Annotated in this window: 24 protein-coding genes; 14 read left to right on the top strand and 10 right to left on the bottom strand. The window is 53.3% G+C overall.

Annotated features, from left to right (window positions below):
* Positions 1-277: 277 nt before the first annotated feature.
* From DUT67_RS09975 to DUT67_RS09965, 3 genes are all read right to left on the bottom strand, one after another.
* A complete protein-coding gene (locus DUT67_RS09975; protein ID WP_048259968.1) occupies positions 278-919 on the bottom strand; it encodes a response regulator transcription factor in 642 nt (213 codons plus the stop codon).
* Between the two features lie 36 nt (positions 920-955).
* Positions 956-2425, bottom strand: a complete 1470-nt coding sequence (locus DUT67_RS09970; protein ID WP_113632367.1) for a PAS domain S-box protein — start codon at positions 2423-2425, stop codon at positions 956-958.
* Positions 2426-2665: 240 nt separating this feature from the next.
* Complete coding sequence (locus DUT67_RS09965) at positions 2666-3211, bottom strand: RNA polymerase sigma factor (RefSeq protein WP_048259966.1); 546 nt, start codon at positions 3209-3211, stop codon at positions 2666-2668.
* A gap of 327 nt (positions 3212-3538) precedes the next feature.
* On the opposite strand from DUT67_RS09965, the gene sctW reads away from it, so the two are divergent.
* The 11 genes from sctW to sctU are packed head-to-tail and all read left to right on the top strand — an operon-like array spanning position 3539 to position 14144.
* Entirely contained in the window at positions 3539-4729 is a 1191-nt protein-coding gene (gene sctW, locus DUT67_RS09960) for a type III secretion system gatekeeper subunit SctW (protein WP_113632399.1), read from the top strand.
* The gene (gene sctV, locus DUT67_RS09955) at positions 4726-6828 is read left to right on the top strand and encodes a type III secretion system export apparatus subunit SctV (protein ID WP_113632368.1); all 2103 of its coding nucleotides are present in this window, start codon (positions 4726-4728) and stop codon (positions 6826-6828) included. The genes sctW and sctV overlap by 4 nt, the downstream gene beginning before the upstream one ends.
* Positions 6829-6837: 9 nt before the next feature.
* On the top strand, positions 6838-7770 hold the full coding sequence (locus tag DUT67_RS09950) for an FHA domain-containing protein (protein ID WP_113632369.1): 933 nt from the start codon (positions 6838-6840) through the stop codon (positions 7768-7770).
* Complete coding sequence (sctN, locus tag DUT67_RS09945; protein WP_113632370.1) at positions 7770-9137, top strand: type III secretion system ATPase SctN; 1368 nt, start codon at positions 7770-7772, stop codon at positions 9135-9137. Before DUT67_RS09950 ends, sctN begins: the two co-directional genes overlap by 1 nt.
* Positions 9127-9564: a type III secretion protein gene (locus DUT67_RS09940; RefSeq protein ID WP_113632371.1), complete on the top strand. Its 438-nt coding sequence runs from the start codon at positions 9127-9129 to the stop codon at positions 9562-9564. The genes sctN and DUT67_RS09940 overlap by 11 nt, the downstream gene beginning before the upstream one ends.
* Complete coding sequence (locus tag DUT67_RS09935) at positions 9561-10082, top strand: type III secretion system HrpP C-terminal domain-containing protein (protein WP_113632372.1); 522 nt, start codon at positions 9561-9563, stop codon at positions 10080-10082. Before DUT67_RS09940 ends, DUT67_RS09935 begins: the two co-directional genes overlap by 4 nt.
* Positions 10079-11326, top strand: coding sequence for a type III secretion system cytoplasmic ring protein SctQ (gene sctQ, locus DUT67_RS09930; protein WP_113632373.1), 1248 nt, complete (start codon positions 10079-10081; stop codon positions 11324-11326). The genes DUT67_RS09935 and sctQ overlap by 4 nt, the downstream gene beginning before the upstream one ends.
* Complete coding sequence (gene sctR, locus DUT67_RS09925) at positions 11323-11976, top strand: type III secretion system export apparatus subunit SctR (RefSeq protein ID WP_048259959.1); 654 nt, start codon at positions 11323-11325, stop codon at positions 11974-11976. The genes sctQ and sctR overlap by 4 nt, the downstream gene beginning before the upstream one ends.
* Positions 11977-11983: 7 nt before the next feature.
* Positions 11984-12244, top strand: coding sequence for a type III secretion system export apparatus subunit SctS (sctS, locus tag DUT67_RS09920; protein WP_009112548.1), 261 nt, complete (start codon positions 11984-11986; stop codon positions 12242-12244).
* A gap of 6 nt (positions 12245-12250) precedes the next feature.
* Positions 12251-13051: a type III secretion system export apparatus subunit SctT gene (gene sctT / locus DUT67_RS09915; protein ID WP_113632374.1), complete on the top strand. Its 801-nt coding sequence runs from the start codon at positions 12251-12253 to the stop codon at positions 13049-13051.
* A gap of 13 nt (positions 13052-13064) precedes the next feature.
* Positions 13065-14144, top strand: coding sequence for a type III secretion system export apparatus subunit SctU (gene sctU, locus DUT67_RS09910; protein ID WP_113632375.1), 1080 nt, complete (start codon positions 13065-13067; stop codon positions 14142-14144).
* Between the two features lie 18 nt (positions 14145-14162).
* On the opposite strand, the gene DUT67_RS09905 is transcribed toward sctU, so the two are convergent.
* On the bottom strand, positions 14163-15089 hold the full coding sequence (locus tag DUT67_RS09905) for a LysR family transcriptional regulator (RefSeq protein ID WP_113632376.1): 927 nt from the start codon (positions 15087-15089) through the stop codon (positions 14163-14165).
* A 144-nt stretch (positions 15090-15233) separates the two neighbouring features.
* On the opposite strand from DUT67_RS09905, the gene DUT67_RS09900 reads away from it, so the two are divergent.
* Positions 15234-16652 carry a M20 family metallopeptidase gene (locus DUT67_RS09900; protein WP_113632377.1) on the top strand — a complete coding sequence of 473 codons (1419 nt, stop codon included), beginning with the start codon at positions 15234-15236 and terminating at the stop codon, positions 16650-16652.
* Between the two features lie 100 nt (positions 16653-16752).
* Here DUT67_RS09900 and DUT67_RS09895 read toward each other — a convergent pair whose 3' ends face one another.
* From DUT67_RS09895 to DUT67_RS09870, 6 genes are all read right to left on the bottom strand, one after another.
* Positions 16753-17073, bottom strand: a complete 321-nt coding sequence (locus DUT67_RS09895; protein WP_113632378.1) for a DNA-binding transcriptional regulator — start codon at positions 17071-17073, stop codon at positions 16753-16755.
* 3 nt (positions 17074-17076) lie between these two features.
* Complete coding sequence (locus tag DUT67_RS09890; protein WP_113632400.1) at positions 17077-17454, bottom strand: type II toxin-antitoxin system RelE/ParE family toxin; 378 nt, start codon at positions 17452-17454, stop codon at positions 17077-17079.
* A 77-nt stretch (positions 17455-17531) separates the two neighbouring features.
* Positions 17532-18353 carry a MetQ/NlpA family ABC transporter substrate-binding protein gene (locus DUT67_RS09885; RefSeq protein ID WP_048259951.1) on the bottom strand — a complete coding sequence of 274 codons (822 nt, stop codon included), beginning with the start codon at positions 18351-18353 and terminating at the stop codon, positions 17532-17534.
* A gap of 282 nt (positions 18354-18635) precedes the next feature.
* Positions 18636-19748, bottom strand: coding sequence for an o-succinylbenzoate synthase (menC, locus tag DUT67_RS09880; protein ID WP_113632379.1), 1113 nt, complete (start codon positions 19746-19748; stop codon positions 18636-18638).
* A gap of 41 nt (positions 19749-19789) precedes the next feature.
* On the bottom strand, positions 19790-20449 hold the full coding sequence (locus tag DUT67_RS09875) for a methionine ABC transporter permease (protein WP_048259949.1): 660 nt from the start codon (positions 20447-20449) through the stop codon (positions 19790-19792).
* The gene (locus DUT67_RS09870; RefSeq protein ID WP_113632380.1) at positions 20442-21464 is read right to left on the bottom strand and encodes a methionine ABC transporter ATP-binding protein; all 1023 of its coding nucleotides are present in this window, start codon (positions 21462-21464) and stop codon (positions 20442-20444) included. Before DUT67_RS09870 ends, DUT67_RS09875 begins: the two co-directional genes overlap by 8 nt.
* 559 nt (positions 21465-22023) lie before the next feature.
* On the opposite strand from DUT67_RS09870, the gene DUT67_RS09865 reads away from it, so the two are divergent.
* Together DUT67_RS09865 and DUT67_RS09860 are read left to right on the top strand one after the other, a co-directional pair.
* Positions 22024-23331, top strand: a complete 1308-nt coding sequence (locus DUT67_RS09865) for a phosphatase PAP2 family protein (protein ID WP_113632381.1) — start codon at positions 22024-22026, stop codon at positions 23329-23331.
* A gap of 484 nt (positions 23332-23815) precedes the next feature.
* On the top strand, positions 23816-25303 hold the full coding sequence (locus tag DUT67_RS09860; RefSeq protein ID WP_262983988.1) for a methyl-accepting chemotaxis protein: 1488 nt from the start codon (positions 23816-23818) through the stop codon (positions 25301-25303).
* Positions 25304-25334 lie beyond the last annotated feature (31 nt).

Genomic DNA, 25334 nt, shown 5'->3' with positions numbered 1-25334 from the left:
GCGCGCACCGATTCATCACTGGTGGAACATTGACAAGCATTACCGTCATTGAATAATGAAACCATCAGGCATCGCTGAACATCAGGTAGGAATTCCAGAGGGATTTGTAGGGAAATGCCTACAAAAAATCGGCCAAAATGAGTAAAAACAGCCCGTTACTCTTTCAGATAATTCGCAGGAAAACGAAAAGATATTGTCAGGAAATTGTTAGCTTCAGCAAAAGGGATTCACCGACTGTTGAATCCCTTTTATCTGTTATTGCTTCGCGATCCCATTGCTAGGGAATGAGCTTTTTACTAAAGACGTATTTCACGATCTCCACATTGGTACTGAACTGCATTTTTTCCATAAGTCGCGCTTTATGGGTACTGACCGTTTTGTTGCTGATGGCCAGCTCATTGGCGATGGTGTTAATCCCCATCCCCTGCGCAAACATAATCATGATTTGGTGCTCTCTGGCCGTCAGGATATCGTGCTCGGCTCTGCCGCCCTCCGTGTAATTGGAAAATACCAGTTGCTCAGCAATGGTGTGATCGATATAGCGTGCTCCCTGTGCCACACGCCGGATCGCCGCCAGCAGCGCTTCCGGGTCTTTATCTTTGGTGATGTAGCCTCTGGCACCGCTTTTCAGGGCATGCTGTGCAATCTGCGCCTCGCTGTACATGCTGAGCACCAGAATCGGCAGACGCGGATATTGCGCCACCACGCGTGAAATCAGCGCTTCACCGCTGATACCGGGCATCGACATATCCAGCAGCAGCAAATCGGGCGCCACGCTGCGCAACTGCGCCAGCACCTGTGCACCATTTCCTGCTTCAGCGACGACGCTCAGCGAGTCATCCAGCGCGAAGATCTGCTTGAGTCCTTCACGCATGATGACGTGATCGTCGGCGATCATTAAACGTATTTGTTTGCCCATCGCTCATTTCTTCCTTTTGTTATTCTTGTCCCGCGATTAACGGATATAGCCATTTTTAGGAAACGTTAACTGCACCTGCGTACCTTTCCCGGGCGCACTTTCAATGATGACTTCGCCCCCCAGCATGCGACCTCGCTCTTTCATACTCATCAGGCCGAAGGCGTTTTTATTTTTCGCATGGGAATCAAATCCTTTTCCGTTATCCTTGATGCACAGCACGACGCAGTCCTGCTGGTTTTCCAGCGTAATGATTACCTGTGTGGCAGCCGCATAGCGCGCCACGTTAGTCAACGACTCTTGGGCTACGCGAAATGCCGCGGTAGTGCTTTCGTCATTCAGTGCCAACGTTTCCCCCGGCGTTCTCAGCAGGCAGGTTGCGCTATAGTGTCGATTAAATTCGTCGCACAGCCATTCCAGCGCGGGCGTTAGCCCCATGTTTAATACATTCGGCCTGAGTCGCGTCGAGACGTTACGCACCACCTGAATCGTTTGGTCAGCCAGCTGCATCAGCTTTTGCAAATGCGCCTGCATCTCTGGATTTTCCTTGGCAAAACACATGCGCATCAGCGACAGGCTCATGCGGATCGTGGTCAGGTGCTGTCCCAGCTCGTCGTGAATTTCCTGTGCGATATGCTTACGCTCTTCCTCGCGTGAAATCTCACGCTGACGTGCCAGCAAGCGCAGTTGCATATGTGAATCGGCCAGCTTCTTCTCCGCATAGCGAATGGCGGTAATGTCTCGCCCCACGGTCAGAATGGAAACCAGTGCGCCACGCTGGTCGAACTCCGGCACGCAGCGAATATGGTGAATGTTCTGATGACGCTGATCGCCTTTCCCTAGCTCTTCCATCACTTCGCCTTCCGCACTGCTGCGGGTATCAAGAACCTGCTTCACCAGCTGTTCCATGCGGATGGCGCATCCCGCTCCGGGCATCAACTCCGTAATCATTCGCCCCCGAAGCTGCTCTACGGTAAATTCCAAATGTTTCAAACTGGCTGGGTTGGCATACAGGCAATTCAGGCCGGGATCGAAGCGAATAATCAAATCCGGTGAATTTTCTACCAGCGCGCGAAATTCCTGATCCCGCGCGTAAGCCAGCTGTTCGATATGTTTCCGTTCTCTGATATCTCTGACTACACACATGCTGTAGCTGCGTCCTTTATGTTGGAAATGCGTTAGATTAACTTCGACCGGAATCGTCATGCCGTAGCGAGTGAGGTGCCGGGTTTCAAACGTAGTGCCCACGCCAGATTCATACTCCAGCAACCAGTCTGGCGAGCGATGCTCGGCGGCCCAGCAGGGATCGATATCAGCAACGCTCAGATGCATGAATTCCGCGATGCTGTAGCCCAGCGTCTGGCTGGCAGCCTCATTGACATAACAAAAACGCTGATCTGAATTGACGATATAAATCGCGTCCTTGATACGGCTAAACGCAAAATCCACCAGCTCCAGTTCGGGGGCCTTGGTTTGTTCATCGGAACGAAAAGGTTGGGTAAACATCATTGCCATCTCCTTATTTGAATTAAGACATTCGTGCAGCCACCCGCCGTGCAGGTCGCGCAATACGGCGTCTCAACATTCCAGAAGATGGACAGGAAACCCTGCAACGGCTAAATGCGACCTGATATCACGGCGTGCGATCTGTGTCCTGAGCGGCAACCGCCCTATTGAATCAGGCGGTCACCACATCAAGCAGTGAAAAACGGCGGCGGCAGGCACGTCCTTTCGTCCCGTGGGATAGCGTCAGGATTCAACGGCCTGACGGATCACACCTCGGGCACGAGACAGTCGTGACCGCACCGTACCGATGGGGATCCCCAACTGCAACGCGAGATCCTGATAGCTGGCATCGGTGTCCAGCAGTTGCATTAGCATCTGACGGGTATCCTCCGGCAATGAGACGATGGCATCCATCGCGCGTTTCAGGGCTCGCTGGCTTTCGGTAATGGCGCCGGGGTCGAGTTCTATCGCGATATGTTCCAGCATCTCATCGCCCATTTCCTGAGCGCGCTGTCGTGCCTGTTTGAAATAGTTGCGCACCAGATTAAGAGCAATGCCGAACACCCACGTCTCCGGCCGCGATGCCCCCGCAAATTTATCCTGATGTTTGAGCACTTCCAGGTAGGTCATTTGCTGTAAATCCTCAACGTCATCATGGTTGCTGACGCGTTTGCGGATAAAGTTATGCAATTTCTTTCCGTGTTGACGAAACACCTGTTCCCAATCGACAGCTAGCGCCGGGTAAAGCGAAGGGGTCTGTTCGGTGTGTTTCAGGGTAGACATTTCCATTTGCTGACTCTCCGTTGTTGTGCCCTATTGGCAAAAACGGAAGAGCAAGCCTTGTGCCAGCCCGAAATAATTTTTATTCCACTGATTTTTAATCAGTTATTTTTTACTTTGCTTTTTATCGCGCCACTTGTTGCCAACGCCAACGGCGTGAAATTGCAAGTTATTGCAATCAGTAAAACGGCATTTAATCCAATCCGCCATCAAATTCAGCCTGCTCCGATGACTTCACATCGGGGAACCCATCCTTTTCTGCGTCCACACAGCAATACATGCGTATCACTGCACGTTCACACCACGACACGTAGCCGATTCATTCAGGATGACATCATGATCAAAATACCGACGGTTCTCCCCACTAGCAGCGCCCTGCCGCGCCCTGTCGTCGTGGATGACGATCCCGTGCCACAGATTGCGATACAGCAAACAAGTTCGCTACACGCTTCACCCGGTTCTCCGCTTTCGACCTCAATGGAGGAAGTGGCCATGGCGTTTGGCGAGCAGGCCGAACGCAGGAGTAAGTCGCTGAATCGGCGCCAAATCGCCCAGCAGCCAGAAGCGCGCGCCACTGCCAACGTCGAACGGATCGAGAAACTGACGGAACTGTTCAAAATGTTGGAAAATCCGTCACAAAGTACCCTCGATCAGCAGTTGAGCCGCATGCGCGATCTGTTGATGCGACAAGGTTCGCCGTCTCTTGACGCAGTGCTGGAGGCTGCAGGCAACGATCCGGCACGTGGGGATATTCTGCTGCGCCACATCCAGCAGCAATCCGCGCAGCAGCCTGAGCTGGCAACGGCAGCAGACAATGCGCTACAGCAGTTGCATCAAGAGAAAGGACCGGAAGTTCGGGCTGGCCTGAATACGGCAACGGCCATTGCACTGTTCAGTACGCAGCCGGAACAAAAACAGGCGATGCGCGAGCTGTACTACCAGAAAATCGTGCATCAGCAGTCGGCCAGTGCGCTGCTGGATTCCCTGTTGGAACGCTTTGATGCTGCGACATTTTCCATTGGGCTGCGCACGTTGCAGCGCGCATTAGCGGCGGATATTGCCTCACTGACGCCGTCTATTTCAAAAGCCGTTCTCAGTAAGATGCTGAGCAATCTCAACGATTCCCGTCACCTGAGCCACACGCTGTCATCCAGCCAGACGCTGCTCATTCGATTAGCGAACAAAGTGCCCGCATTTACGCTGGGTGCCGTGGAATTGACGCGTCGTTTGATTGTCCTGAGCGCCAACGGTGCCTACGCCCGCGATCTGCATAATCTCGGTCGGGAAGTCGCCGGTACCCAGGTGCAGCATCAAGCCATGTTTTTCAGCGCCCTGCTGCCGCTCGTCAGCGACCTGCCACATCCGCTGTGGCGAGACAGCAAAAATCGGCAAACGGCGCTGCAACTGATACGCGGCATGATTGGCGATATCGCCCAATACGAGAAACAGCAGGCCAAAAGTACTCAGCGTGATGAGCTGGCACAGCCAAAACAGCCCCCGCACACGCCGGATAAGGGGCAGCCATGAATCTGTTGATTATCTGGCTAAATCGCATTGCGCTGAGTGCGATGCAGCGCTCAGAGGTGGTGGGCGCGGTGATCGTCATGTCTATCGTTTTCATGATGATCATCCCGCTGCCTACCGGGCTGATCGATGTGCTGATCGCACTTAATATCTGTGCCTCTTCCTTGCTGATTGTGCTGGCGATGTACCTGCCTAAACCGCTGGCTTTCTCGACGTTTCCGGCTGTACTGCTGCTGACCACCATGTTCCGGCTGGCGATCTCCATTTCCACCACGCGCCAGATCCTACTCCAGCAGGACGGTGGCCATATCGTTGAGGCTTTCGGTAACTACGTGGTGGGCGGGAATCTGGCGGTCGGTCTGGTTATTTTCCTGATTTTGACGGTGGTGAATTTTCTGGTCATCACCAAAGGCTCCGAGCGTGTGGCCGAGGTAGCAGCACGCTTCACGCTCGATGCGATGCCCGGTAAACAGATGTCCATCGATAGCGATCTCCGTGCCGGGTTAATCGAAGCCCATCAGGCACGGCAGCGGCGGGAAAATCTGGCGAAAGAAAGTCAGCTGTTCGGCGCAATGGACGGCGCGATGAAATTCGTTAAAGGCGATGCGATTGCGTCGCTGGTTATCGTGTTCATTAACATGATCGGCGGCTTTGCCATCGGCGTGTTGCAACACAATATGGCCGCGTCCGATGCCATGCACGTCTACTCGGTATTGACCATCGGTGATGGGCTGATCGCCCAGATTCCGGCACTGCTGATTTCACTGACCGCCGGGATGATCATTACTCGCGTCTCGGCCGACGGGCAAAAAGTGGATGCCAATATTGGTCGAGAAATCGCGGAGCAGCTCACCAGCCAGCCCAAGGCATGGATCATTTCGTCTATCGGCATGTTTGGCTTTGCGCTGCTGCCGGGAATGCCAACGCTAGTGTTTGTCGCCATCAGCTTGTCCTCGCTCGGCAGCGGCCTGTTTCAACTCTGGCGCATCAAACAGCAGGGGCAGTTAGATGCCAGCCAGTTGGAAGCGGATAACATGCCTGCCGAACAGAATGGCTATCAGGATCTGCGGCGTTTCAACCCCACACGCGCCTACCTGCTGCTATTTCATCCCGTCTGGCAAGGGCAGCCGACAGCGACGGCGCTGGTGCAAAATATCCGTCGTCTGCGTAACCGGCTGGTCTACCGTTTTGGCTTTACGCTGCCGTCCTTTGATATCGAATTCAGCGACCGTCTGGCGGAAGATGAATTCCAATTTTGCGTCTATGAAATTCCCTATGTTAAAGCCACGTTTGTCACCGATCAGTTGGCGGTTGCCAATGGTGCCATCGAACAGGCTGACGCGACGATCGCCACGCCGGGCCACACGCTACGGGATGAAAGCCAGTGGCTATGGCTGCCACTGGCGCATGTCGCCCAGCAACCGGACGACATACCGCGCTGGACATCAGATGAGCTGATTCTGGCTCGCATGGAACAGGCCATTCACCGCACGGGTTCACAATTCATCGGCTTGCAGGAAACCAAATCCATTCTGGCCTGGCTGGAGAGCGAGCAGCCGGAGTTGGCGCAGGAGCTACAGCGCATCATGCCGCTCTCGCGCTTTGCCAGCGTGCTGCAACGGCTGGCTTCCGAACGTGTACCGCTGCGGTCGGTGCGCCCTATCGCCGAAGCGCTGATTGAAGTTGGTCAACACGAACGGGACACGCTGGCTCTGACCGACTACGTGCGTCTGGCGCTCAAATCACAAATTTGCCACCAGTACAGCGATGAAAACAACCTCGCCGTCTGGCTACTGACGCCGGAAAGCGAAGAACTGCTGCGTGATGCGCTACGCCAGACGCAGAACGAAACTTTCTTCGCCCTGACGCAGGACTACGCCTCAACGTTGCTCAGCCAATTGCGGCAGGCGTTTCCACCGCTCTCGTCACAGAGCAGTCTGGTGCTGGTAGCACAGGATTTACGCAGCCCGCTGCGCACGCTGTTACAGGACGAATTTCACCACGTCCCCGTGCTGTCCTTCACCGAACTGGAATCTACCCTGTCGATCAACGTCATTGGACGCCTTGATCTTTACGACTCCCCTAATCCCTTTAGCGCATAGGAAGACACCATGTTTGAATTACGCGTGCTGACTGGTTTACATCGCGGAGCGGCGCTGCCGCTCTGCGGAAACGCCTGGCGCATCGGTGCAGCCGATGATGCCGACCTCGTGCTCTACGATCCCGGCATTGCGCCTTATCACGGCCAACTGGAGAAAACCGCGGACGGCTGGGCGCTCAGCGCACAGGACGGCACCTTGTGTAATGCGGAAGGCCATACCGTCGAACAGATCGACGTGTTGCCGCCCGGCACGCCGTTTGCGCTGGGGCAGATTTGGCTCTGCATCGTGGCCGCCGATACCCCCTGGCATGATGACCATGAAACCCCTCTGACTGCGGAAGAGGACGTTTCCCCTGCGGATATCCCCGCCGCCGCCCCACCAGCTCAGACCACGCTGGCACCTACGCCGCTACCCGCGCCACGTCTGCCGCTGTGGGCCAAAGCCAGCTACCTGCTGCTTGGCACATTGCTGCTGGTGATGGTGGGCAGTTGGCAACTACAGGAGAGCGTCGCGATGCCTGCCGCTCCACCGCCGCAGGATACCCGCAAGCCGCTCGGCACGCTGCCACAGTTGGAAAGCACGCTGCGCATGATGTTACAGGAACGGGAACTGAGCGCGGCCGTGAAAGTGGCGGCGTATCAGGATCGCCTCACGCTCACCGGGCAATTAACGCCAGACGATCAAAAAAAGCTGGAACGGATGCTCGCCCAACTCCACCAACGTTATAGAACCGCGCTATCCGTTGATAACCGGACACAGCTGAAAACGGAGCAATTGCCGTTTCAGATCGTTCAGGTCACCAGCGGGTCACGCGCCAATGTCGTCACAGCAGATGGCCAGCGCTTTTTCATCGGCGATGAGATCGACAACCTGCGTCTGGTGAGAATTGATGAACACCAGATTGAATTCAGCGGCAGACAACAGATAACGGTGAACTGGTGATGCAGACACAACCTTCCTCTTTTCCGCTGCTCGATCAGTGGGTCGCCGAGCAGCGCCAACATCTGGCGGGTTACGCGCCGGTGGAGAAAAAAGGCCGCGTCATGGCCGTCAGCGGTATTTTGCTGGAGTGCAGCCTGCCGCAGGCACGTATTGGCGATCTGTGCTGGGTGGCGCGTCAGGATGACAGCCAGATGATGGCCGAAATCGTGGGATTCAGCCCGGACAATACCTTTCTCTCCGCACTCGGCGCGCTGGATGGCATCGCACAAGGTGCAACCGTGACGCCGCTGTATCAGCCGCACCGCATTCAGGTGTCGGAACGCTTGCTGGGCAGCGTGTTGGACGGATTTGGTCGGGCATTGGAAGACGGCGGCGAGAGCGCCTTTGTCGAACCGGGTCATGTCATGGGGCGCACGCAGCCGGTGCTGGGTGATGCCCCGCCGCCAACCTCACGACCACGCATTAGCCAGCCGCTTCCCACCGGATTACGCGCCGTCGATGGTCTGCTGACCATAGGCCAGGGTCAGCGCGTCGGCATTTTCGCTGGTGCGGGCTGCGGTAAAACCACGCTACTGGCTGAACTGGCGCGTAATACGCCGTGCGACGCCATCGTTTTCGGGCTGATTGGCGAACGTGGGCGCGAACTACGCGAGTTTCTCGACCACGAACTGGATGACGAGCTGCGCAGCCGCACCGTGTTGGTGTGCTCGACTTCCGACCGTAGCAGCATGGAACGCGCTCGTGCGGCGTTCACCGCCACCGCCATCGCCGAGGCCTACCGCGCCGAAGGCCGTCAGGTGCTGCTGATTCTTGACTCCCTGACACGTTTTGCCCGCGCCCAGCGTGAAATCGGTCTGGCACTAGGGGAACCACAGGGGCGAGGCGGGCTACCGCCGTCGGTCTATACGCTGCTGCCGCGTCTGGTCGAACGGGCCGGACAAACGGAGGACGGTGCCATCACCGCGCTCTATTCCGTTCTAATCGAACAGGATTCCATGAACGATCCGGTTGCTGACGAAGTTCGTTCGTTGATTGACGGACACATCGTGCTCGCCCGACGTCTGGCGGAACAAGGGCATTATCCGGCTATCGACGTGCTAGCCAGCCTGAGTCGTACCATGAGTAACGTCGTGGATACCGATCACACCCGCAATGCGGGCGGCGTACGGCGTCTGATGGCGGCTTACAAGCAGGTTGAGATGCTGATCCGCCTCGGCGAATACCAGCCCGGTCATGACGTGCTGACCGATTCGGCAGTCAACGCCCATTCCGAGATCACACAGTTTCTGCGCCAGTCGATGCGTGAACCGATGCCTTATGGCGTGATTCAACAACAGCTCGCCGGAGTCAGCCGCTATGCCCCATAACACCGAACGCGATGCCGAGTTACAGAGCGTGTTGAACCTGCTAATGCCGATACGCCGCCAGCGTTTAAGCCGCAGTGAGCGCCAGCAGCGGCAGGAGGAACAGCAGCTTATCAGGATTGCGGAACAGCAACGCCATCACCAACAGCAGGTCGAGGCGCTGCGGCAGGCCAGCCACACGCAGCGCGACGCGTTTGCCCGAGAAACCCAGGGACAACGCCAAACGCTGGAACACCTGAAAAAACACCTTGCCGCCGAACAGCGCTTACTCAGCGAGATAGCAACAGAAGCGCAGCAGGTTCAGGCAACACAGCAACAGCACGACGACCAGCAGCGTCAGGTTGATGACGCCCGCAACGCGACCCGCCAATGCCAAAAAGCGGTGGAGAAACTGGAATATCTGCTTACGTTACCTCAGGAGCACGTATGAATAACCGACAGATTGCGTCATCCGAGTCCAAGGCAACACAGAATACACAGGCCGCGCTACACGGCAAATCCTCGCGCGCAGACGATCCGCGACATACCGATTTCTGGGAAGCCTTCACGTTTTCAGACGGCTTTGAAGACGCGTTCTATCAGGAAACGCCTATCGTATTGCCATCGGGCAACCCCATCAGTCCGCCGCTGCTGCTACATAGCGAGGCACCAGAAAACCCACAAAACGTGACACTGTCACAGTGGCTGCCACTCCAATGCGAGCTGATTGAGGCGATGGACAACATTTGCGCGCCACCGTTTTCCTTCAGTCTGCAATTGCCGCAGTTGGGCGACATCGATGCCCGTTTAGCCAATTTGGTGCCACGCGGCTGGGACATCTCGCTGCGCTTTAGCCGGGAAAGTTACCACCAGTTAAAAGATCGGCGTGAAGCCTGCCGTCGTTCAATCGCCACTGCGCTGGACTGTCCGATCAACCTGCGTTTTGACGCCAGAGAGTATGAGCGATGAGCCAGAATTCACCCGACTTCAATTCCCCCTACTTCAACTCGCCGCACGTCAGGCCGCTGGCGCTGCCGACCATGTGCACGCAGCACGCCCGCATCAGATCGACGCTGGCAGCTGGACTATCGCTGCCTTTTGTTCGCGATGGGAGTGCTGGCTGGCTGCATCTTCAACTGGCACATGATCATGAGCGGATAGAGGAAACATCTGTCGCACAGACAAGCGACTGGCGTAGCGATATCGGCAATTTCTCATTGGCCGATCCGTTTCCTGTGCTCAGCCTGCTGTCCGACTGCCCACTATTACCCCTCACCGAAAACGACGACGCGGCACAGGCGTGGTACTGGACGCTCTACAACCAGTCGCTGAACCCCGTGCTGCGGTCGCTGGTGGGAGAAATTTATCCAACGGGAGCGACCTCGGAAGCACGTGATTCAACACAGCAGCACGGCACCCAACAGTACAACACCCAGCAGTGCAGCACCCGACAACACAGCACCAAACAATGCAGCAATGGTGCCGCACTCTGCGCTTGGTTCAGCGTGAACTGGAACGGGATTGTCGTGCGTAGTCGGATGCAGGCCGCTGACGCCGTCTGGCTAACGCTGTTTTCCCGCGTTGACTGGCATCGCCAGCGCCATGCGCTACCCGCAGGAATGACTATCGCTATCCCGCTCACGCTGGCTGACGTCGTGTTGCCGTTTACCGCACTGCATCAATTCCAAACCGGCGACATTGTTCTCCCTAACCGCCCGTGGTTTACGCCATCCGGCGAGGGAACGCTGTCATCTGGCACGCTACGTCTGCACGGCACGCTGCAACTCGCAGAACACGCCCCCTACACCTTTACCGTAACCGACATGGAGACTGTCTCAATGCCCTCGTCAGCTATCGACACAATGCTAACCGCTCCCCACTCAGAGTCATCGGCGCTTGCATTTACGCCCGGGAGTGACAACGTCACTGAAAATTTACCGCCGCTGCCGATTACCTTACAACTTCGCTGCGGCAGCCTGACAATGACGCTGGCGGAATTGCAACACCTTGCCAGCGGTAGCGTACTAACGCTGCGCGATGTGGTGCCGGGGCAAGCCTGGCTGTATCACGGAGGTATTGCGCTGGCGAGCGGCGATCTGGTCGATGTGGAAGGCCGATTGGGGCTACAGATTACCCAGCGCTTTTCCGCACCAACGCATAAGCTGCCAACACAGGATGAAGAACACGCCGCCGCACAGGAGCTGGCACCATGACGTCCGGCGCGTTCGACCCGTTGATGTTTGCGCTCTTTCTGGGCGCACTCTCTTTGATTCCGCTGATGATGATTGTCTGTACCTGCTTTTTGAAGATTGCGATTGTGCTGCTGATTACCCGCAACGCCATCGGGGTACAGCAGGTGCCGCCGAATATGGCGCTGTACGGCATCGCACTTGCGGCGACGATATTTGTCATGGCTCCCGTGTTTCAGGACATCAGCAAACGCGTGCAGGAAAAGCCGCTGGATATGACCGATATCACCTCGCTTCAGGCCAGCGTGACCTACGGGCTGGAGCCGCTGCAAACCTTTATGTCGCGCAATGTTGACCCGGATATCCTCACCCATCTGCATGAGAACAGCCTGCAAATGTGGCCAGCCTCGCTATCCGAGAAGGTGAATACGCAAAACTTGCTGCTAGTGATTCCGGCTTTCGTGCTGTCGGAGCTACAGGCTGGGTTCAAAATCGGCTTCCTGATCTATATCCCGTTCATCGTCATCGACCTCATCGTCTCCAATGTGCTGTTGGCGCTGGGGATGCAGATGGTCGCCCCAATGACGCTCTCGCTGCCGTTAAAGCTGCTGCTGTTTGTGCTGGTCAACGGCTGGACGCGGCTGCTAGACGGCCTGTTCTACAGCTACCTGTGAGGTCGCGATGGAAATAATCACGCTTTTCCGTCAGGCCATGGTGATGGTCGTACTGCTCTCTGCACCGCCGCTACTGGTGGCGGTGATTGTTGGCGTATTGATTTCACTGCTACAGGCGGTGATGCAATTGCAGGATCAGACACTGCCCTTTGCCGTCAAACTGATATCCGTCGGGCTGACGCTCGCGCTTTGCGGGCGCTGGATTGGTGTAGAGCTGATGCAATTAGCCATTACCGCGTTCAACATGATTGCACAGACTGGGGTATAAATCCGCATGATCGCCACCATTCAGCACATTTACGACTTTATCATCGCCATTACGCTCGGTATCGCCCGGCTGTATCCCTGCTTTATTCTGGTGCCGGTTTTTTCACTCAACGTGTTGAAAGGCATGATGCGCAACGCGGTGGTGATTTCCCTGACGCTGCTGCCCGCTCCCATCGTGCAGCAGCAGCTTCTGTTGACGCCGCTCTCCTGGCCGATGCTTCCCGCACTGTTGTTCAAAGAACTCATGGTGGGATTGCTGATTGCACTCATTCTGGCGATGCCTTTCTGGCTATTTGAATCTGTCGGAGCGCTGTTCGATAACCAGCGCGGTGCGTTGATGGGCGGCCAGCTCAACCCCGCGCTGGGTTCGGACGCCACACCGCTCGGCCATTTACTGAAACAGACCCTGATTCTGCTGCTGATTATCGGTATCGGCCTAAAGGGGCTAACCCAGCTGATTTGGGACAGCTACCAGATCTGGCCGGTCCTGTCCTGGCTGCCTGCACCGAGCGAAAAAGGGTTTGAGGTGTATCTCAACCTGCTGACCGACACCTTTACTCATTTGGTGGTGTACGCGGGACCGCTGGTAGCGCTACTGCTGCTGTTGGAGTTCAGTATTGCGTTACTCAGCCTGTATAGCCCGCAGCTTCAAGTGTTCGTCCTGTCGATTCCAGCCAAATGTCTGGTCGGGATGGCATTTTTCATCATTTATATGCCGGTGCTGCAATATTTAGGCGACTACAAACTTCAGGGGCTGCTGGATCTCACGCACCTGATCCCGCTGCTTTTTACGGCATCGAACAGCTAACAAGGCGGAACCGATGAGTGAGAAAACGGAAGAACCCACAGAGAAAAAACTGGAAGACGCGCGTCGCAAAGGGGAAGTGGGACAAAGTCAGGATGTGCCCAAGCTGCTGATCTGCGTCGGTCTACTGGAGTGTGTATTGGCGCTGGCGGACAGCACGATGGGGAAACTGCAAACGCTGGTGCAACTACCGCTACAACGGCTTGGTACACCGTTTGCACAGGTGGCGAAAGAAGTTTTTCATGACGCCGCCGTGCTGGCGGGTACGCTCTGCCTGCTGTCTGCGGCAATTGCCGTGCTGTTACGCATCGCGGGCGGCTGGCTCCAGTATGGCCCACTGTTTGCGCCCGAAGCGCTGAAGCTCGATCTCAATCGACTGAACCCGATCAACCAGTTCAAGCAGATGTTTTCGATGCGCAAGCTGGTGGAAATGTTGACCAATATTCTGAAAGCGGTGGTGATCGGTACGGTTTTTTATAAAGTGGTGGTGCCCGAGTTAGAGGCGTTGGTTGAATTAGCCTATGGCGATCTGCACAGCTTCTGGCAAGGAGTGAAAGCGCTGCTAACGCGCATTACTCGAACAACGCTAACAGCTCTGCTGGTGCTGTCGGCACTGGATTTCGGCATGCAAAAATATTTTTTTCTCAAGCAGCAGCGCATGAGCCATGAGGATTTACGCAACGAGCACAAAGATTCCGAAGGCGATCCGCATATGAAAGGCCACCGCAAATCGCTGGCGCATGAACTGGCGAATGAATCCGCCGCGCCGCGCCCCAAACCGAAAGTGGAAGAGGCCGATATGCTGCTGGTCAACCCGACGCACTATGCGGTGGGACTCTACTATCGCCCCGGCAAAACCCCGCTGCCGCGCATCTTGTTTAAAGGCGAAAACAAAGCAGCGCAGGAGCTTATCGCACAGGCGAAAAAAGCGGACATCCCTGTGATTCGTTTCATCTGGCTGACCCGCACGCTGTATCGCACCACGCCGGAAGGTCATTATATTCCACGCGAAACGCTTCTGGCGGTAGCGCAGGTGTATCGCGCCTTGCGTCAGCTCGAAGATGAGCAAAAACGCGAGATTATCGAGATGGAGTGAAAACACTCCAACGTATATTTAGGATTCAGCGATCTGACTTAAATAATACGCTTCTCCCTGACGCAGTTCCGCCATCATGAAATCCAGAAAAGCCTGCTGCTGAGGCGCATGGGCTTTGCCAGCGAGCGTTTGGATCTGGAGCGAACGCTGGTCGAGCTGTTTGATATTCAGCGGCTTCAGGCGCATCGGTTCCTGTAAGCACTTATACATCACGGAGTAAAAGCTACAGGCCGTGACCGCCCCCGGCGTGCTCATCGCATAGTAATAGAGCGTGGTGAAGTTGTTGCAGCACAGCGTCGGTTCCAGAAAAGTGCCATTCATGCGGCATGAGAGGTCAAACAGCTGCCGCAGCGTAGTCGACGATTCCGGCAGCGCCAGCGGGAAAGGATGCAGATCCGCCAGTTGAATAGACTGGTGCGCCAGCGGATGTTCATCCGACATCAGCAGCATCAGTGGCGCAGGCAGCGCCAGTTCCACATTCACGCCCTGCTCCGGTGCCAGCGCAAACTGGAGCGCGATATCCACTTCGCCATTACGGATCATCTGGGACACCTGCATCGCCGAATCCACTTTCAACCCAAAGGTGGTATCCGGGTCATGTTGGCGGAAGCGCGCAAACAAGGTCGGCAGTAGATCGAATGCCATTCCCTCCGTACAGCCAATCCGTAACAGTGCCCGGCGGCTGGCCTTCAGCCCCTGAATCTCCGCCACGGCAGCATCCATATCCATCATGCTCTTGCGCACATGGTTTTCCAGAATGCGTCCGGCATCATTTAACACCATGCCGCGCGCATGGCGCTCGAACAGCGGCACGCCAATGCGTTCTTCTAACCGCTGAATCTGACGGCTGATAGCAGAAACGGCAACAAACAGGTGTTGACTGGCGGCGCTGAGCGAACCGGTGGTGGCAACCACCAAAAAATAACGAATCTCAGAGCTGTGCATACCGGCCTTCCTTTCAGACAGAGCGAGGGGGATTTTGAGGTTTATATTAAAAGCAAAGCTTAATTGCAATTTTTATTATTGTTGCAAACCTCATTTTTCCTTTAAATATCGGTAACTTCGGCACATTATCCAGCAAGGAAAGGCATGACCAGCGCAGACCTTATTCGTATCGCCTGTGAACGTTTCGATCGCGGAGAATTTAAGCAGACGCTGGCACGGCGTATTGCACACACCAGCGAGAGTCAGAAAACCGATAACCAGCCTGCGCTGAATCGCTATCTGACTGACGAGATCCAGCCCACGTTGCAGGCGATGGGATTCAGCGTAGAACTGATCGCCGCGTCGGATGAACGTCATCCCCCTTTCCTGCTGGCCGAACGCATTGAAGATCCTAGTCTGCCGACCGTGCTGTCTTACGGCCACGGCGACGTGGTGTTCGGTGATGAAGAAAACTGGCGCGATGGGCTCACACCCTGGGAATTAGTGGAAGAAGGCGACCACTGGTACGGACGCGGCAGTGCCGATAACAAAGGCCAGCACAGCATCAACCTGATGGCGCTGGAGCAGGTGTTTCAGGCGCGTGGGCAGCGTCTGGGCTTCAACTGCAAGCTGCTGTTCGAGATGGGTGAAGAAATTGGTTCACCGGGGCTTGCCGAGCTCTGCCAACAGCACAAAGAAGAACTGGCTGCCGATATTTTTATCGCCTCCGACGGGCCGCGCCTTAATGCAGAACGCCCGACGTTATTCCTCGGCTCTCGCGGCTGTGCCAACTTCCGTTTACGCCTCAAGGCACGTGAGCAGGCATACCATTCTGGTAACTGGGGTGGACTGCTGAGCAATCCGGGTACACAGTTAGCGAACGCCGTGGCCAGTCTGGTAGACGGACAAGGACGAATGAAAATCGACGCCCTGCTGCCCCCGCCTCTGACGCCAGCACTGCGGGACATTCTCAGCACGATCGACCCCGCAGGCAGCGAGGGCGATCCAGCGATTGATGAAAACTGGGGTGCAAAGGGACTCACGCCTGCCGAGCGGTTATTTGGCTGGAACACGCTGGAAGTGCTGTCATTCATTACCGGTAACCCAAACAAACCGGTGAATGCGATCCCCGCTGACGCGACTGCCATTTGCCAACTACGCTTCGTGGTCGGCACCGACTGGAAAAATCTGGCACAACATGTACGTCAACACCTCGCCCAGCACGGCTTTGATCAGGTAGACGTTGAGGTGCTTAACACGTCTCCGGCAACGCGGTTTAACCCCGAAGATCCGCTGGTAAACTGGACGCTGGCACTGATGCAGCAAATCAGCGGTAAGCAACCCGCGCTGTTACCGAATCTGGGTGGATCGCTGCCTAATGACGTATTCGCCGACATCCTCGGCCTGCCAACGCTGTGGATCCCCCACTCTTATCCTGCATGCGGCCAGCACGCCGTCAACGAGCACATGCTGAAATCCATCGCCCGAGAAGGATTAGCGATCATGACCGGCCTGTTCTGGGAGCTGGGGGAGCAAGGACATGCGGTGTTAGAAAAACACAGAGAGTATGTACATCGGAAGTGATGTTTAGCGGCTGATCACAACGCGGTATAAACGCAAAAGTGGCCGTATTAGACGGCCACTGAATACTATGGAAAACAGAACGTCTTCCGCAATTACATCATCAGAGAATAGCGCTTAGCCCTTTTCTCTCGATGACCTCAAGTATCCGTAATGCCGCTCCCGTTGGTGAGCTTACCCCGCGTTCCCATTTCTGAACGCTATTGGCCGACATATTAATGATGGCAGCAAGCTGGCTTTGGCTAATTTTTTCACGCTCACGGATGGCTCGTACTCTGCTCGCGTCCATACTGGCGCGTGATTCCGTTTTTTGACTTTCCGCTACCAAGCGATTGATAGCGTCAAGATCGACGTCACTGGCCGTACCTGCGGCATGTTGACGCTGAATCATGCTCTGTATATTTAATAAGCGCTTATCAACCATTTATCACCTCAACAAGCTCTTTGTTTTTAAGGTCCGTTTCAAGATCGGCATCTGATTTGTTTTTAAATACCGATGATGCAATTTTAAAAGCCGCCAATACATCATCGGGAATTTCCTTCCCACGCGTTGATACTGTGTTTTTCTCCCATCCTTCAAAGAAAACACGTTACCTTCTCGATGATAAGCCACTATTGTCCGGGCTCCACCACGTTTACCCAGACCAGTAGAAACCCGTTTCTTATACACACCGCCACCGAGACCTTCTTTATCTGGATGATCAATAATGTCTGCCGCAATATCACATAACTGCTGATCGGTTATGCCCGATTTTCTGCGAGATTTATCGTAGTGACGCGCAACAAAAATCCTTTTTTGTCCCATAAAAATGCCCGATATTACTATGGTATTTATTACCATAGTAATATCGGGCAATCGCGTCAAACAATTCTCAGTATGACTTACTCAGACTTCGCCTTCTTCATCCATTCCGGCTTCTGGAACGCGTGGAACATGGAGTTTTTATCCGCAAAGAATGCGGCGAATTCTGGGGATTGAACGGCAGCTTTTAGATCTTGGGCAAACGGTTTGTCGGCATCTTCCGCACGCACAACGATCATATTTTTCAGATCTTCCGGCAGCACATCTAACTGAATCGCGTCAGACAGATTCAGACCCGCAGAAATCGCGAAATTGGCATTAATCAGCGAACCGGTTACGCCGCCCAGCGCACGCGGTAGCTGTGCCGCTTCCAGCGGTTTAAAGACCAGCCCTTTCGGGTTTTCCGTGATATCACGCAGCGACGCTTTGGTTGGCGTAATGTCTGGATTGATCTTGATCAGGCCATATTTTTGCAGGAAATCCAGCGAACGAGCCAGATTTGATGGATCGTTTGGCAACGTAATGATATCACCCGCTTTCAGTTCATTCAGCGAGCGGACTTTGTTGGAGTAAAAGCCCATGCTGGCCGTCGGCACGGTGATCACTTCCGCCAGTTTCAGCCCTTTATCCGCGCTGAAACGGTCAAGATAGCGGCGATTTTGAAACAGGTTGGCGTCGATACTGTTGTTCGACAGCGCCAAATTCGGCTGGATGTAGTCGCTGAATTCGCGCACTTTCACCTCGTAGCCTTTTTTCACCATTTCCGGTTTGATCGCTTTCGTCACCATATCGCCATACGGGCCCGGCGATACGCCGATGGTGATTTCTTTGCCTGAATCTGCTGCGTAAGCCTGAGAAATGCCCAACGCCAGCATAAGTGGAATAAGTTTTTTCAATCGCATCGTCGCGTTCCTGTCTGTCCGATTTAGTCAGTGTTAGCCGTTTTTCTAACGGCATTGTCGTTATATAGAGCAGCAACACCTGGTTAAGATCGAGATACCGGGAGCGACCACGGTGCGAGGCATCCCTACGGGAACCTCATCACCGTGTTTCTCCCTAAATCCACACTCTTATTCACAGTGCGACATCGCTCATTATTTTTCTCTATTTTTATGACGTTATTCCCTGGTGTTGGATAACGTTTTACTGCCCACTACTTTTGAAACTTATTATCTAACAATTAATTAAAACAAAAAGGTTTCCTGTCCGTAGCAATATTTGTCGTACAGTTCAGGGTTGATATCAAAGCCAATTCCCGGTTTATTTGGCACCGCGACACAGCTGTCGTTGTCTAATTCGACAAACGGCAGCATGAAGTCTTCATGCCAATAGCGGGAAGACGGTGGAATATCGTGCGCGTAGACAAAGTTCGGCAGCGTAGACACCGCAATGTTGTGCGCTTTACCGACCGCCGTATCCAGCATACCGCCGCACCACACCGGAATATTGTGCGCCTGACAGTAGTCATGAATCAGCTTGGTTTCAGTAATACCGCCCACGCGCGCCACTTTGATATTGATGATTTTGGCGCTGCCCAGCTCTATTGCTTTACGAGCATCTTCTACCGACGCAATACTTTCATCCAGACAGATAGGCGTATTCACCGCCGCCTGAAGTGTTCGGTGGTCGATAATATCGTCGTGTGCCAGTGGCTGTTCAATCATCAGCAGATTGAATTTATCGATGCGCTTAAAGAAATCAATATCGTCCAGCGTGTAGGCGGAATTGGCATCCACCATCAGCGTAATATCACCAAACTCCTGACGCAGCGCCGCAATATAGTCGTAATCTTTTCCCGGCTTGATTTTTATTTTGATGCGCTTATAGCCTTCCTTCAGGAAATTATCGACCACGCTGACTAATTTATCGGGCGTTTCCTGAATACCGATACTGACACCTGCTTCGACCTTATCCCGTACGCCACCCAGTAATTGATGCAGCGGTACACCTTTTATCTTTGCGTAAGCATCCCAAATGCCACCTTCGATTGCCGCTTTAGCGCAGTTATTACGCTTTACCGGAGCGAAAATATCGCGAACCTGAGAAGGATGTTCAATATCTCCAGCCTGCTTAATCATCGGGATCAAGAAGTCACGCATAATATGCCAGGCGGTGACGTTGGTTTCTTCGTTATAAAATGGCAGGGAAATAGCGGAACAATCGCCATAACCAATCTGCCCACCTGCGTGAATTTCCGCGATGGAAAAGTGTTTTTCCGTCTGCGTCGCAAAGCTGGTGGTAAATGGCGTTTTGAGCGCCATTTTCATTTTTCGTAATACAATTTTGTCTATTTTCATGACATCTCTCTGCTGTCCTGAATAACGTATTCTGTCGCGGCTTAGCGGCGTTCGCGCTTATTCGCTCTTCGCGAGAGCATATCGCCCAGCGTTTGCACGACTTGTACCAGTACGACCAATGCAATGACCGTCACGACCATGACTTCGGTTTCATAGCGATAATAACCGAAGCGGATCGCCAGATCGCCGACACCGCCGCCGCCCACAATCCCAGCCATCGCCGAGTAACCGATCAGGCTAACCAGCGTGATCGTCAGGCCGCGTAATAAGCCTGCCAGAGCTTCAGGCAACAATACGGTAGCGATGATGCGCGTCGGACTGGCACCAAAGGCTTCCGCCGCTTCCACAATACCCGGATCGACTTCACGCAGTGCGGAATCCACCAGACGGGCATAAAACGCAATCGCCGCTACCGACATCGGCACCGCCGCCGCCACGGGTCCTATCGTGTTCCCCAGCAGCAACTGTGTTAATGGCAACAGCAGCACCAGCAGGATCACAAACGGGATCGAGCGGATAATATTCACCAGAATGGTCGATATCAGATAAATAAAACGGTTCTGCCAAAACAAATGGCGATCGGTCACATAAATCGCGATACCTAATGGCAGGCCGAATATCACCGCACAAAGCGTTGAAATACACACCATCGTGAAGGTTTCACCGAAGGCAAAGACTAATTCACCGAATAACTCAGTCATTGATGACCTCCACCCCGAAGGTATTCTGTCGAATATAAGCAATAGCCGCAGCGAGATTTTCCGCTGCCGGATCGTCACGATATGAAATTTGGGCGATGATATGTCCCAACGCGCGATCGTTAATGTATTCAATATTCCCGTGCAGGATATTCACCGATACTTGGAACTGCTGCGCAACGTCGGATAATATCGGTTGTTCTACCGAATCATCGGCGAAGAGTATTTTCAGCAGGACGCCTTTATTATTTTTCTTAAAGCGTTCAGGTAATTCGACCGGTGTGGTATGGCTAACCAGCTGTTTAGTATAAGCGTGTTGAGGTGCAGAGAAGATCGTAAAAACCTCGCCCTCTTCCACAATATTTCCGCCCGTCATCACCGCCATGCGCTGACAAATACTTTTAATCACGCTCATTTCATGGGAAATCAGCACGATCGTGATACCCAACCGAACATTAATACTTTTCAATAACGCCAGAATAGACGCCGACGTTTCCAGATCCAGCGCCGAAGTAGGTTCATCACACAATAGTACTTCGGGATGGTTGGCAATAGCGCGGGCTATGCCCACACGCTGTTTCTGCCCGCCACTCAACTGCGCCGGATACGAGGTCCCTTTATCCTGCAACCCGACCAGCGCCAGAATTTCCGGCACGCGCGAGGCAATCTCTTCTTTACTCTTGCCCGCGGCACGCAGGCTGAATGCCACGTTGTCATACACATTGCGGGTATGCATTAGATTAAAATGCTGAAAGATCATACCAATACGCTGACGATGCTGGCGCAGTTCGCGGCCAGAAGCATCGCTGATCAGCGTATCGCCAAGAAAAACGCGCCCTTCGGTTGGACGCTGCAATAAATTGATCGTTCGCAGCAGCGTACTTTTTCCCGCGCCGCTGGTGCCAACAATCCCAAAAACTTCACCCTGTTGAATGGTCAGGTTGACGTTGTTCACCGCCCTGGACTGTGCATCTTTACCGGCGGGAAAATCAACGCTCACGTTTTCTAACCGAATCATTACCTGACTCACTCCTGCTGTTACTGACTATTTTAAGAGATATAACGTTGGCATACGCAAGGTAAGCCTGTTTGATGTAGGGAAGCCTGTGTTCGTGGGTAAAATCATTTCGCATTAATGGGCGTTAAACCTATCCCACGGAACTGTTTCACTTGTTATGTTGAACAGAGATAGGCTCTTCATCGCTTTTTGGTATTGAGGAATAACCGGGCTATTTATAGCTGCCATTTTTGTTATAATTAGATTAATTTCTTATAAATCAATAAAATATTGAAAAATATTCGTCTGTTTAAGTTAGAGAGAAATGAGCTTTGCGTCAATGATAAAAAAAGCAAATCACCCTTCTGTTTTTTAGAAACTCTTTTATGTCTTTTTCTTCTATATAGTCACTCGCTGCCTTTGTTTATCCCGTGGACGTTTCCTGCATCACCAAACATAACAAATCATGATAATTCTTTGATAAGTATCTCAAAATATATCCTGAAACATTACCATCACAATCAGCGCCTAGCCTGAGCCTGCACAGACAAACGTTTGTCCTCCCAATAAGGATGCCATCATGCGTTATCGCACGACTATGCTTGCGACGATCAGAGTGTTACCGATTGCCAGTCTTTTTCTGCTACCGCTTTCCGGGATTGCCGCCTCACCCCAGCCGGACAGCGCGACTATCAGCACCATTGTGGATTCCACCACGCAGGCCAGTAGCCGCCCTCACGTTATTGAACTGGAACAAACCATTCAGGCCGCGCTGCGCAAAGCAATCCAAGGCGATGCGCCACAGCTCACTCGTGCGCAGTTAGCACAGGCACAAGAAACACCACAGATGGCGGATATCAACTGGCTGAACGCCAGCGGTTATGATTTCGCAGTCAAAGCCAACCAGCAGGCAGGCATTGCGCTACTGGAATCCTTCTCACACCTTTCTACCGATGTGTTGCAGCAAAACACGGCTATCGTGACACGCATTAACCGTGAAGCCACCACGGGACAACGTGAGCAGGCAGTCGTCGATGCTGAAGGTCAGGGATATCTCTATTATCTGGCGGATGCGCTAGGCCCGAGGCTGGGCAAGATGTTTATCACCGCCTATAACCACGGTGAAATACGGAAGGCCGCCGTGTTACTCAAGCTATCGGGCGTCAGTACGTCCGCTGCCAAGCTGCATTTCAACTATCCTCGCCCTTTTCTACAGCCAAATAACACCATTCATCTGGTGCCGGATACTGCCGTGATCGGCGATAACAAACTCTATACAGCAACCGGTGGCGCGTTTCCGAGCGGCCATACCAACACTGGCTATACCGATGCCCTACTGTTAGCGGAAATGATCCCTGAACGCTTCGTCCCGCTAATCGATCGCGGCGCACGCTATGGCTATTCACGCGTCGTGCTGGGCGTCCATTATCCATTGGACGTGATAGGTTCACGGATGATTGCCGAACGCAACGTGGCCCACTACCTCAACGACCCACAGTATCGTCGGCTGTTTGAACAGGCCAAGACCGAGTTACGCAGCGCGTTAGAGAAAGCCTGTGGCACCACGTTGAGCGCTTGCGCCAAGAATGCCCCGCAGGACGATCCTTACGCGGCACCGCAGATGAAAACGTTTTATCACTACACCATGACATACGGGCTGCCTGCTCAGCCTGGCGTTACGTCTGCGGTTATCGTTCCCGAAGGTGCTGAGGTGCTGCTCGACGCCGTGCTGCCACAGCTTTCTGCCGCCCAACGCAAAGATTTGATGGTGAAAACTGCGCTAGCCGATGGCTACCCACTGTCCGGCGCGCCGGGTGATAACGGTACGCAGAATTTCTGGCAGCGCCTCAATCTCCATGAGGCCGTGCAGTTGGCTCAACATCGTTAACGGTTACCCTTTTCCTTCGCGTTTTCTTACGCGGGGGAAAAGGGGTGTGATTAGGATATAAAAGTTAATAACGGAAATTTATCATCCGCATTATTCTCTTCACCTTCTATATTTTTTCATTTTCCTTAAAAATCAGCCGCCCTGCTTTTTTTAAAAAAGCCATTCTGGCAACAACATCACACCATAATCCTGATTTCATGACGTAATCTTCATAATTATTTCCTTCACTTAGCTGTAACGCTAACTTTCCGGCTAGGATAATATTTTAATTATTATTTATCACTCAGCATAGAATATCGAACGCTTTGTAAAGCAATGTAAGTTACTGCTATCACAAGCCCTCTAATGCCATTTTAAAATTTTAGTTTATCCCGATATAAACATTCTATTTTTCGCGTCGATATAAAAACACCGTCCCTTACCTAGGGATAATTTAGAGGTACTTATGAGCATTAAATTTAAATTAATTTCGGTTATGTTGTTAATGGCATTATTGCTTTTGGTTGTCTCTTTTACCGGCTTGTTTGGCATGAACAATACCAATCAGTCGATGAAAACCCTGTATCAGGATCGACTGATCGCGCTGGGTTACCTGGATAATATAACCAGACAGGTGAATAGCGTGATGTTTGAAATTGCCAGCGTTGATCTCTCGCAGCCAAGCAATGTCAAAGCAGGACTGGCGCACATCGCAGAAGCACAAAAAATTTATGATGCGCAATGGGATTTATACAGTAAGACTTATTTAACTGGCGAAGAAAAAACACTAGAAGAACAGTTTGCCATTTTGTACAAACAGTACAATGAAAAAGCCGTTATTCCCGCCATTAATGCAATACAGAAAAATGACACTGACACATTAGAATTTATTATCAATCACACATTAAAAAGCGAATATGAACCCCTACAAAAAATTGCTGACCAGTTGATTAAATTACAATCTGATGTTGGTCAACAACTCTATTCCGAATCACAGGGTAGTTTCAATAAACTATTATTTTCTGTAGTGATTATCCTTCTGGCGGGAATCGTTATCGTTGCGTTATCAGGCTGGCGGTTGATTATGTCAATTGCCGTACCGATAAAAAATGCCGTGGAGTTAGCAAGAAAAGTAGCGAGTGGCGATCTAACGCATCGCATCGCCATTACCTCGCGCGATGAAATGGGTCAACTGCAAACCGCGCTGCGGGAAATGGTGTTGAATCTGACGGATATTGTAGAGCGCGTACACAGTAACGCCGACATTATTGCGACAGCATCCAGCCAGATTAGCAGCGGCAATATCGACCTCTCTTCTCGAACCGAACAGCAGGCCAGCTCACTGGAAGAGACGGCGGCGTCAATGGAACAGATGACCTCCTCCGTCAAACAGAATGCAATGCATGCCTCTCATGCCAGCCAGTTGGCAACAACCGCCTCACAGCGTGCGGTTGATGGGGGCAAAATGATGGGTGACGTCACATCCGCGATGCAACAGATGGTGTCATCCGCAGAGAAAATCACCAACATTATCGGCGTGATCGACGGCATTGCTTTCCAAACCAACATCCTCGCACTGAACGCCGCGGTGGAAGCTGCTCGCGCGGGAGAGCAAGGCCGAGGCTTTGCCGTCGTCGCGGGAGAAGTCCGCACGCTGGCGCAACGCAGTGCAAACGCCGCCAAAGAGATTAAAAGCCTGATCGGGACGTCCGTCGAACAGGCGAACCTTGGCCACACTATCGTCATTGACGCTGGCAGCACGATTCAAAGCGTGGTGGAGGACATAAAACGCGTCGCGTCGATCGTGACCGAAATTTCCACCGCCAGCAATGAGCAAAGCCTGGGCATTGGGCAGATTAATACCGCCATTTCACAGATGGAAACCGTCACGCAGCAAAACGCCGCACTGGTTAACGAAGCCGCCGCTGCCGCAGGTTCATTGTCCGAACGGGCCGGTGAACTCAGCCATGCCGTGGCAGCGTTTCGTATTTAACGCCCTGTCCTTTTCATGGCACCCGCGCAAT

The sequence above is a fragment of the Pectobacterium peruviense genome (assembly GCF_003312355.2).
In the GTDB taxonomy this organism is placed as follows: domain Bacteria; phylum Pseudomonadota; class Gammaproteobacteria; order Enterobacterales; family Enterobacteriaceae; genus Pectobacterium; species Pectobacterium peruviense.
This window is presented reverse-complemented; position numbering and strand designations above follow the sequence as displayed.

Coding starts and splice junctions, on each gene's coding strand:
- DUT67_RS09975 (WP_048259968.1), bottom strand. CDS start 919: ATGGGCAAACAAATACGTTTAATGATCGCCGACGATCACGTCATCATG.
- DUT67_RS09970 (WP_113632367.1), bottom strand. CDS start 2,425: ATGATGTTTACCCAACCTTTTCGTTCCGATGAACAAACCAAGGCCCCC.
- DUT67_RS09965 (WP_048259966.1), bottom strand. CDS start 3,211: ATGGAAATGTCTACCCTGAAACACACCGAACAGACCCCTTCGCTTTAC.
- sctW (WP_113632399.1), top strand. CDS start 3,539: ATGATCAAAATACCGACGGTTCTCCCCACTAGCAGCGCCCTGCCGCGC.
- sctV (WP_113632368.1), top strand. CDS start 4,726: ATGAATCTGTTGATTATCTGGCTAAATCGCATTGCGCTGAGTGCGATG.
- DUT67_RS09950 (WP_113632369.1), top strand. CDS start 6,838: ATGTTTGAATTACGCGTGCTGACTGGTTTACATCGCGGAGCGGCGCTG.
- sctN (WP_113632370.1), top strand. CDS start 7,770: ATGCAGACACAACCTTCCTCTTTTCCGCTGCTCGATCAGTGGGTCGCC.
- DUT67_RS09940 (WP_113632371.1), top strand. CDS start 9,127: ATGCCCCATAACACCGAACGCGATGCCGAGTTACAGAGCGTGTTGAAC.
- DUT67_RS09935 (WP_113632372.1), top strand. CDS start 9,561: ATGAATAACCGACAGATTGCGTCATCCGAGTCCAAGGCAACACAGAAT.
- sctQ (WP_113632373.1), top strand. CDS start 10,079: ATGAGCCAGAATTCACCCGACTTCAATTCCCCCTACTTCAACTCGCCG.
- sctR (WP_048259959.1), top strand. CDS start 11,323: ATGACGTCCGGCGCGTTCGACCCGTTGATGTTTGCGCTCTTTCTGGGC.
- sctS (WP_009112548.1), top strand. CDS start 11,984: ATGGAAATAATCACGCTTTTCCGTCAGGCCATGGTGATGGTCGTACTG.
- sctT (WP_113632374.1), top strand. CDS start 12,251: ATGATCGCCACCATTCAGCACATTTACGACTTTATCATCGCCATTACG.
- sctU (WP_113632375.1), top strand. CDS start 13,065: ATGAGTGAGAAAACGGAAGAACCCACAGAGAAAAAACTGGAAGACGCG.
- DUT67_RS09905 (WP_113632376.1), bottom strand. CDS start 15,089: ATGCACAGCTCTGAGATTCGTTATTTTTTGGTGGTTGCCACCACCGGT.
- DUT67_RS09900 (WP_113632377.1), top strand. CDS start 15,234: ATGACCAGCGCAGACCTTATTCGTATCGCCTGTGAACGTTTCGATCGC.
- DUT67_RS09895 (WP_113632378.1), bottom strand. CDS start 17,073: ATGGTTGATAAGCGCTTATTAAATATACAGAGCATGATTCAGCGTCAA.
- DUT67_RS09890 (WP_113632400.1), bottom strand. CDS start 17,454: ATGGGACAAAAAAGGATTTTTGTTGCGCGTCACTACGATAAATCTCGC.
- DUT67_RS09885 (WP_048259951.1), bottom strand. CDS start 18,353: ATGCGATTGAAAAAACTTATTCCACTTATGCTGGCGTTGGGCATTTCT.
- menC (WP_113632379.1), bottom strand. CDS start 19,748: ATGAAAATAGACAAAATTGTATTACGAAAAATGAAAATGGCGCTCAAA.
- DUT67_RS09875 (WP_048259949.1), bottom strand. CDS start 20,449: ATGACTGAGTTATTCGGTGAATTAGTCTTTGCCTTCGGTGAAACCTTC.
- DUT67_RS09870 (WP_113632380.1), bottom strand. CDS start 21,464: ATGATTCGGTTAGAAAACGTGAGCGTTGATTTTCCCGCCGGTAAAGAT.
- DUT67_RS09865 (WP_113632381.1), top strand. CDS start 22,024: ATGCGTTATCGCACGACTATGCTTGCGACGATCAGAGTGTTACCGATT.
- DUT67_RS09860 (WP_262983988.1), top strand. CDS start 23,816: ATGGCATTATTGCTTTTGGTTGTCTCTTTTACCGGCTTGTTTGGCATG.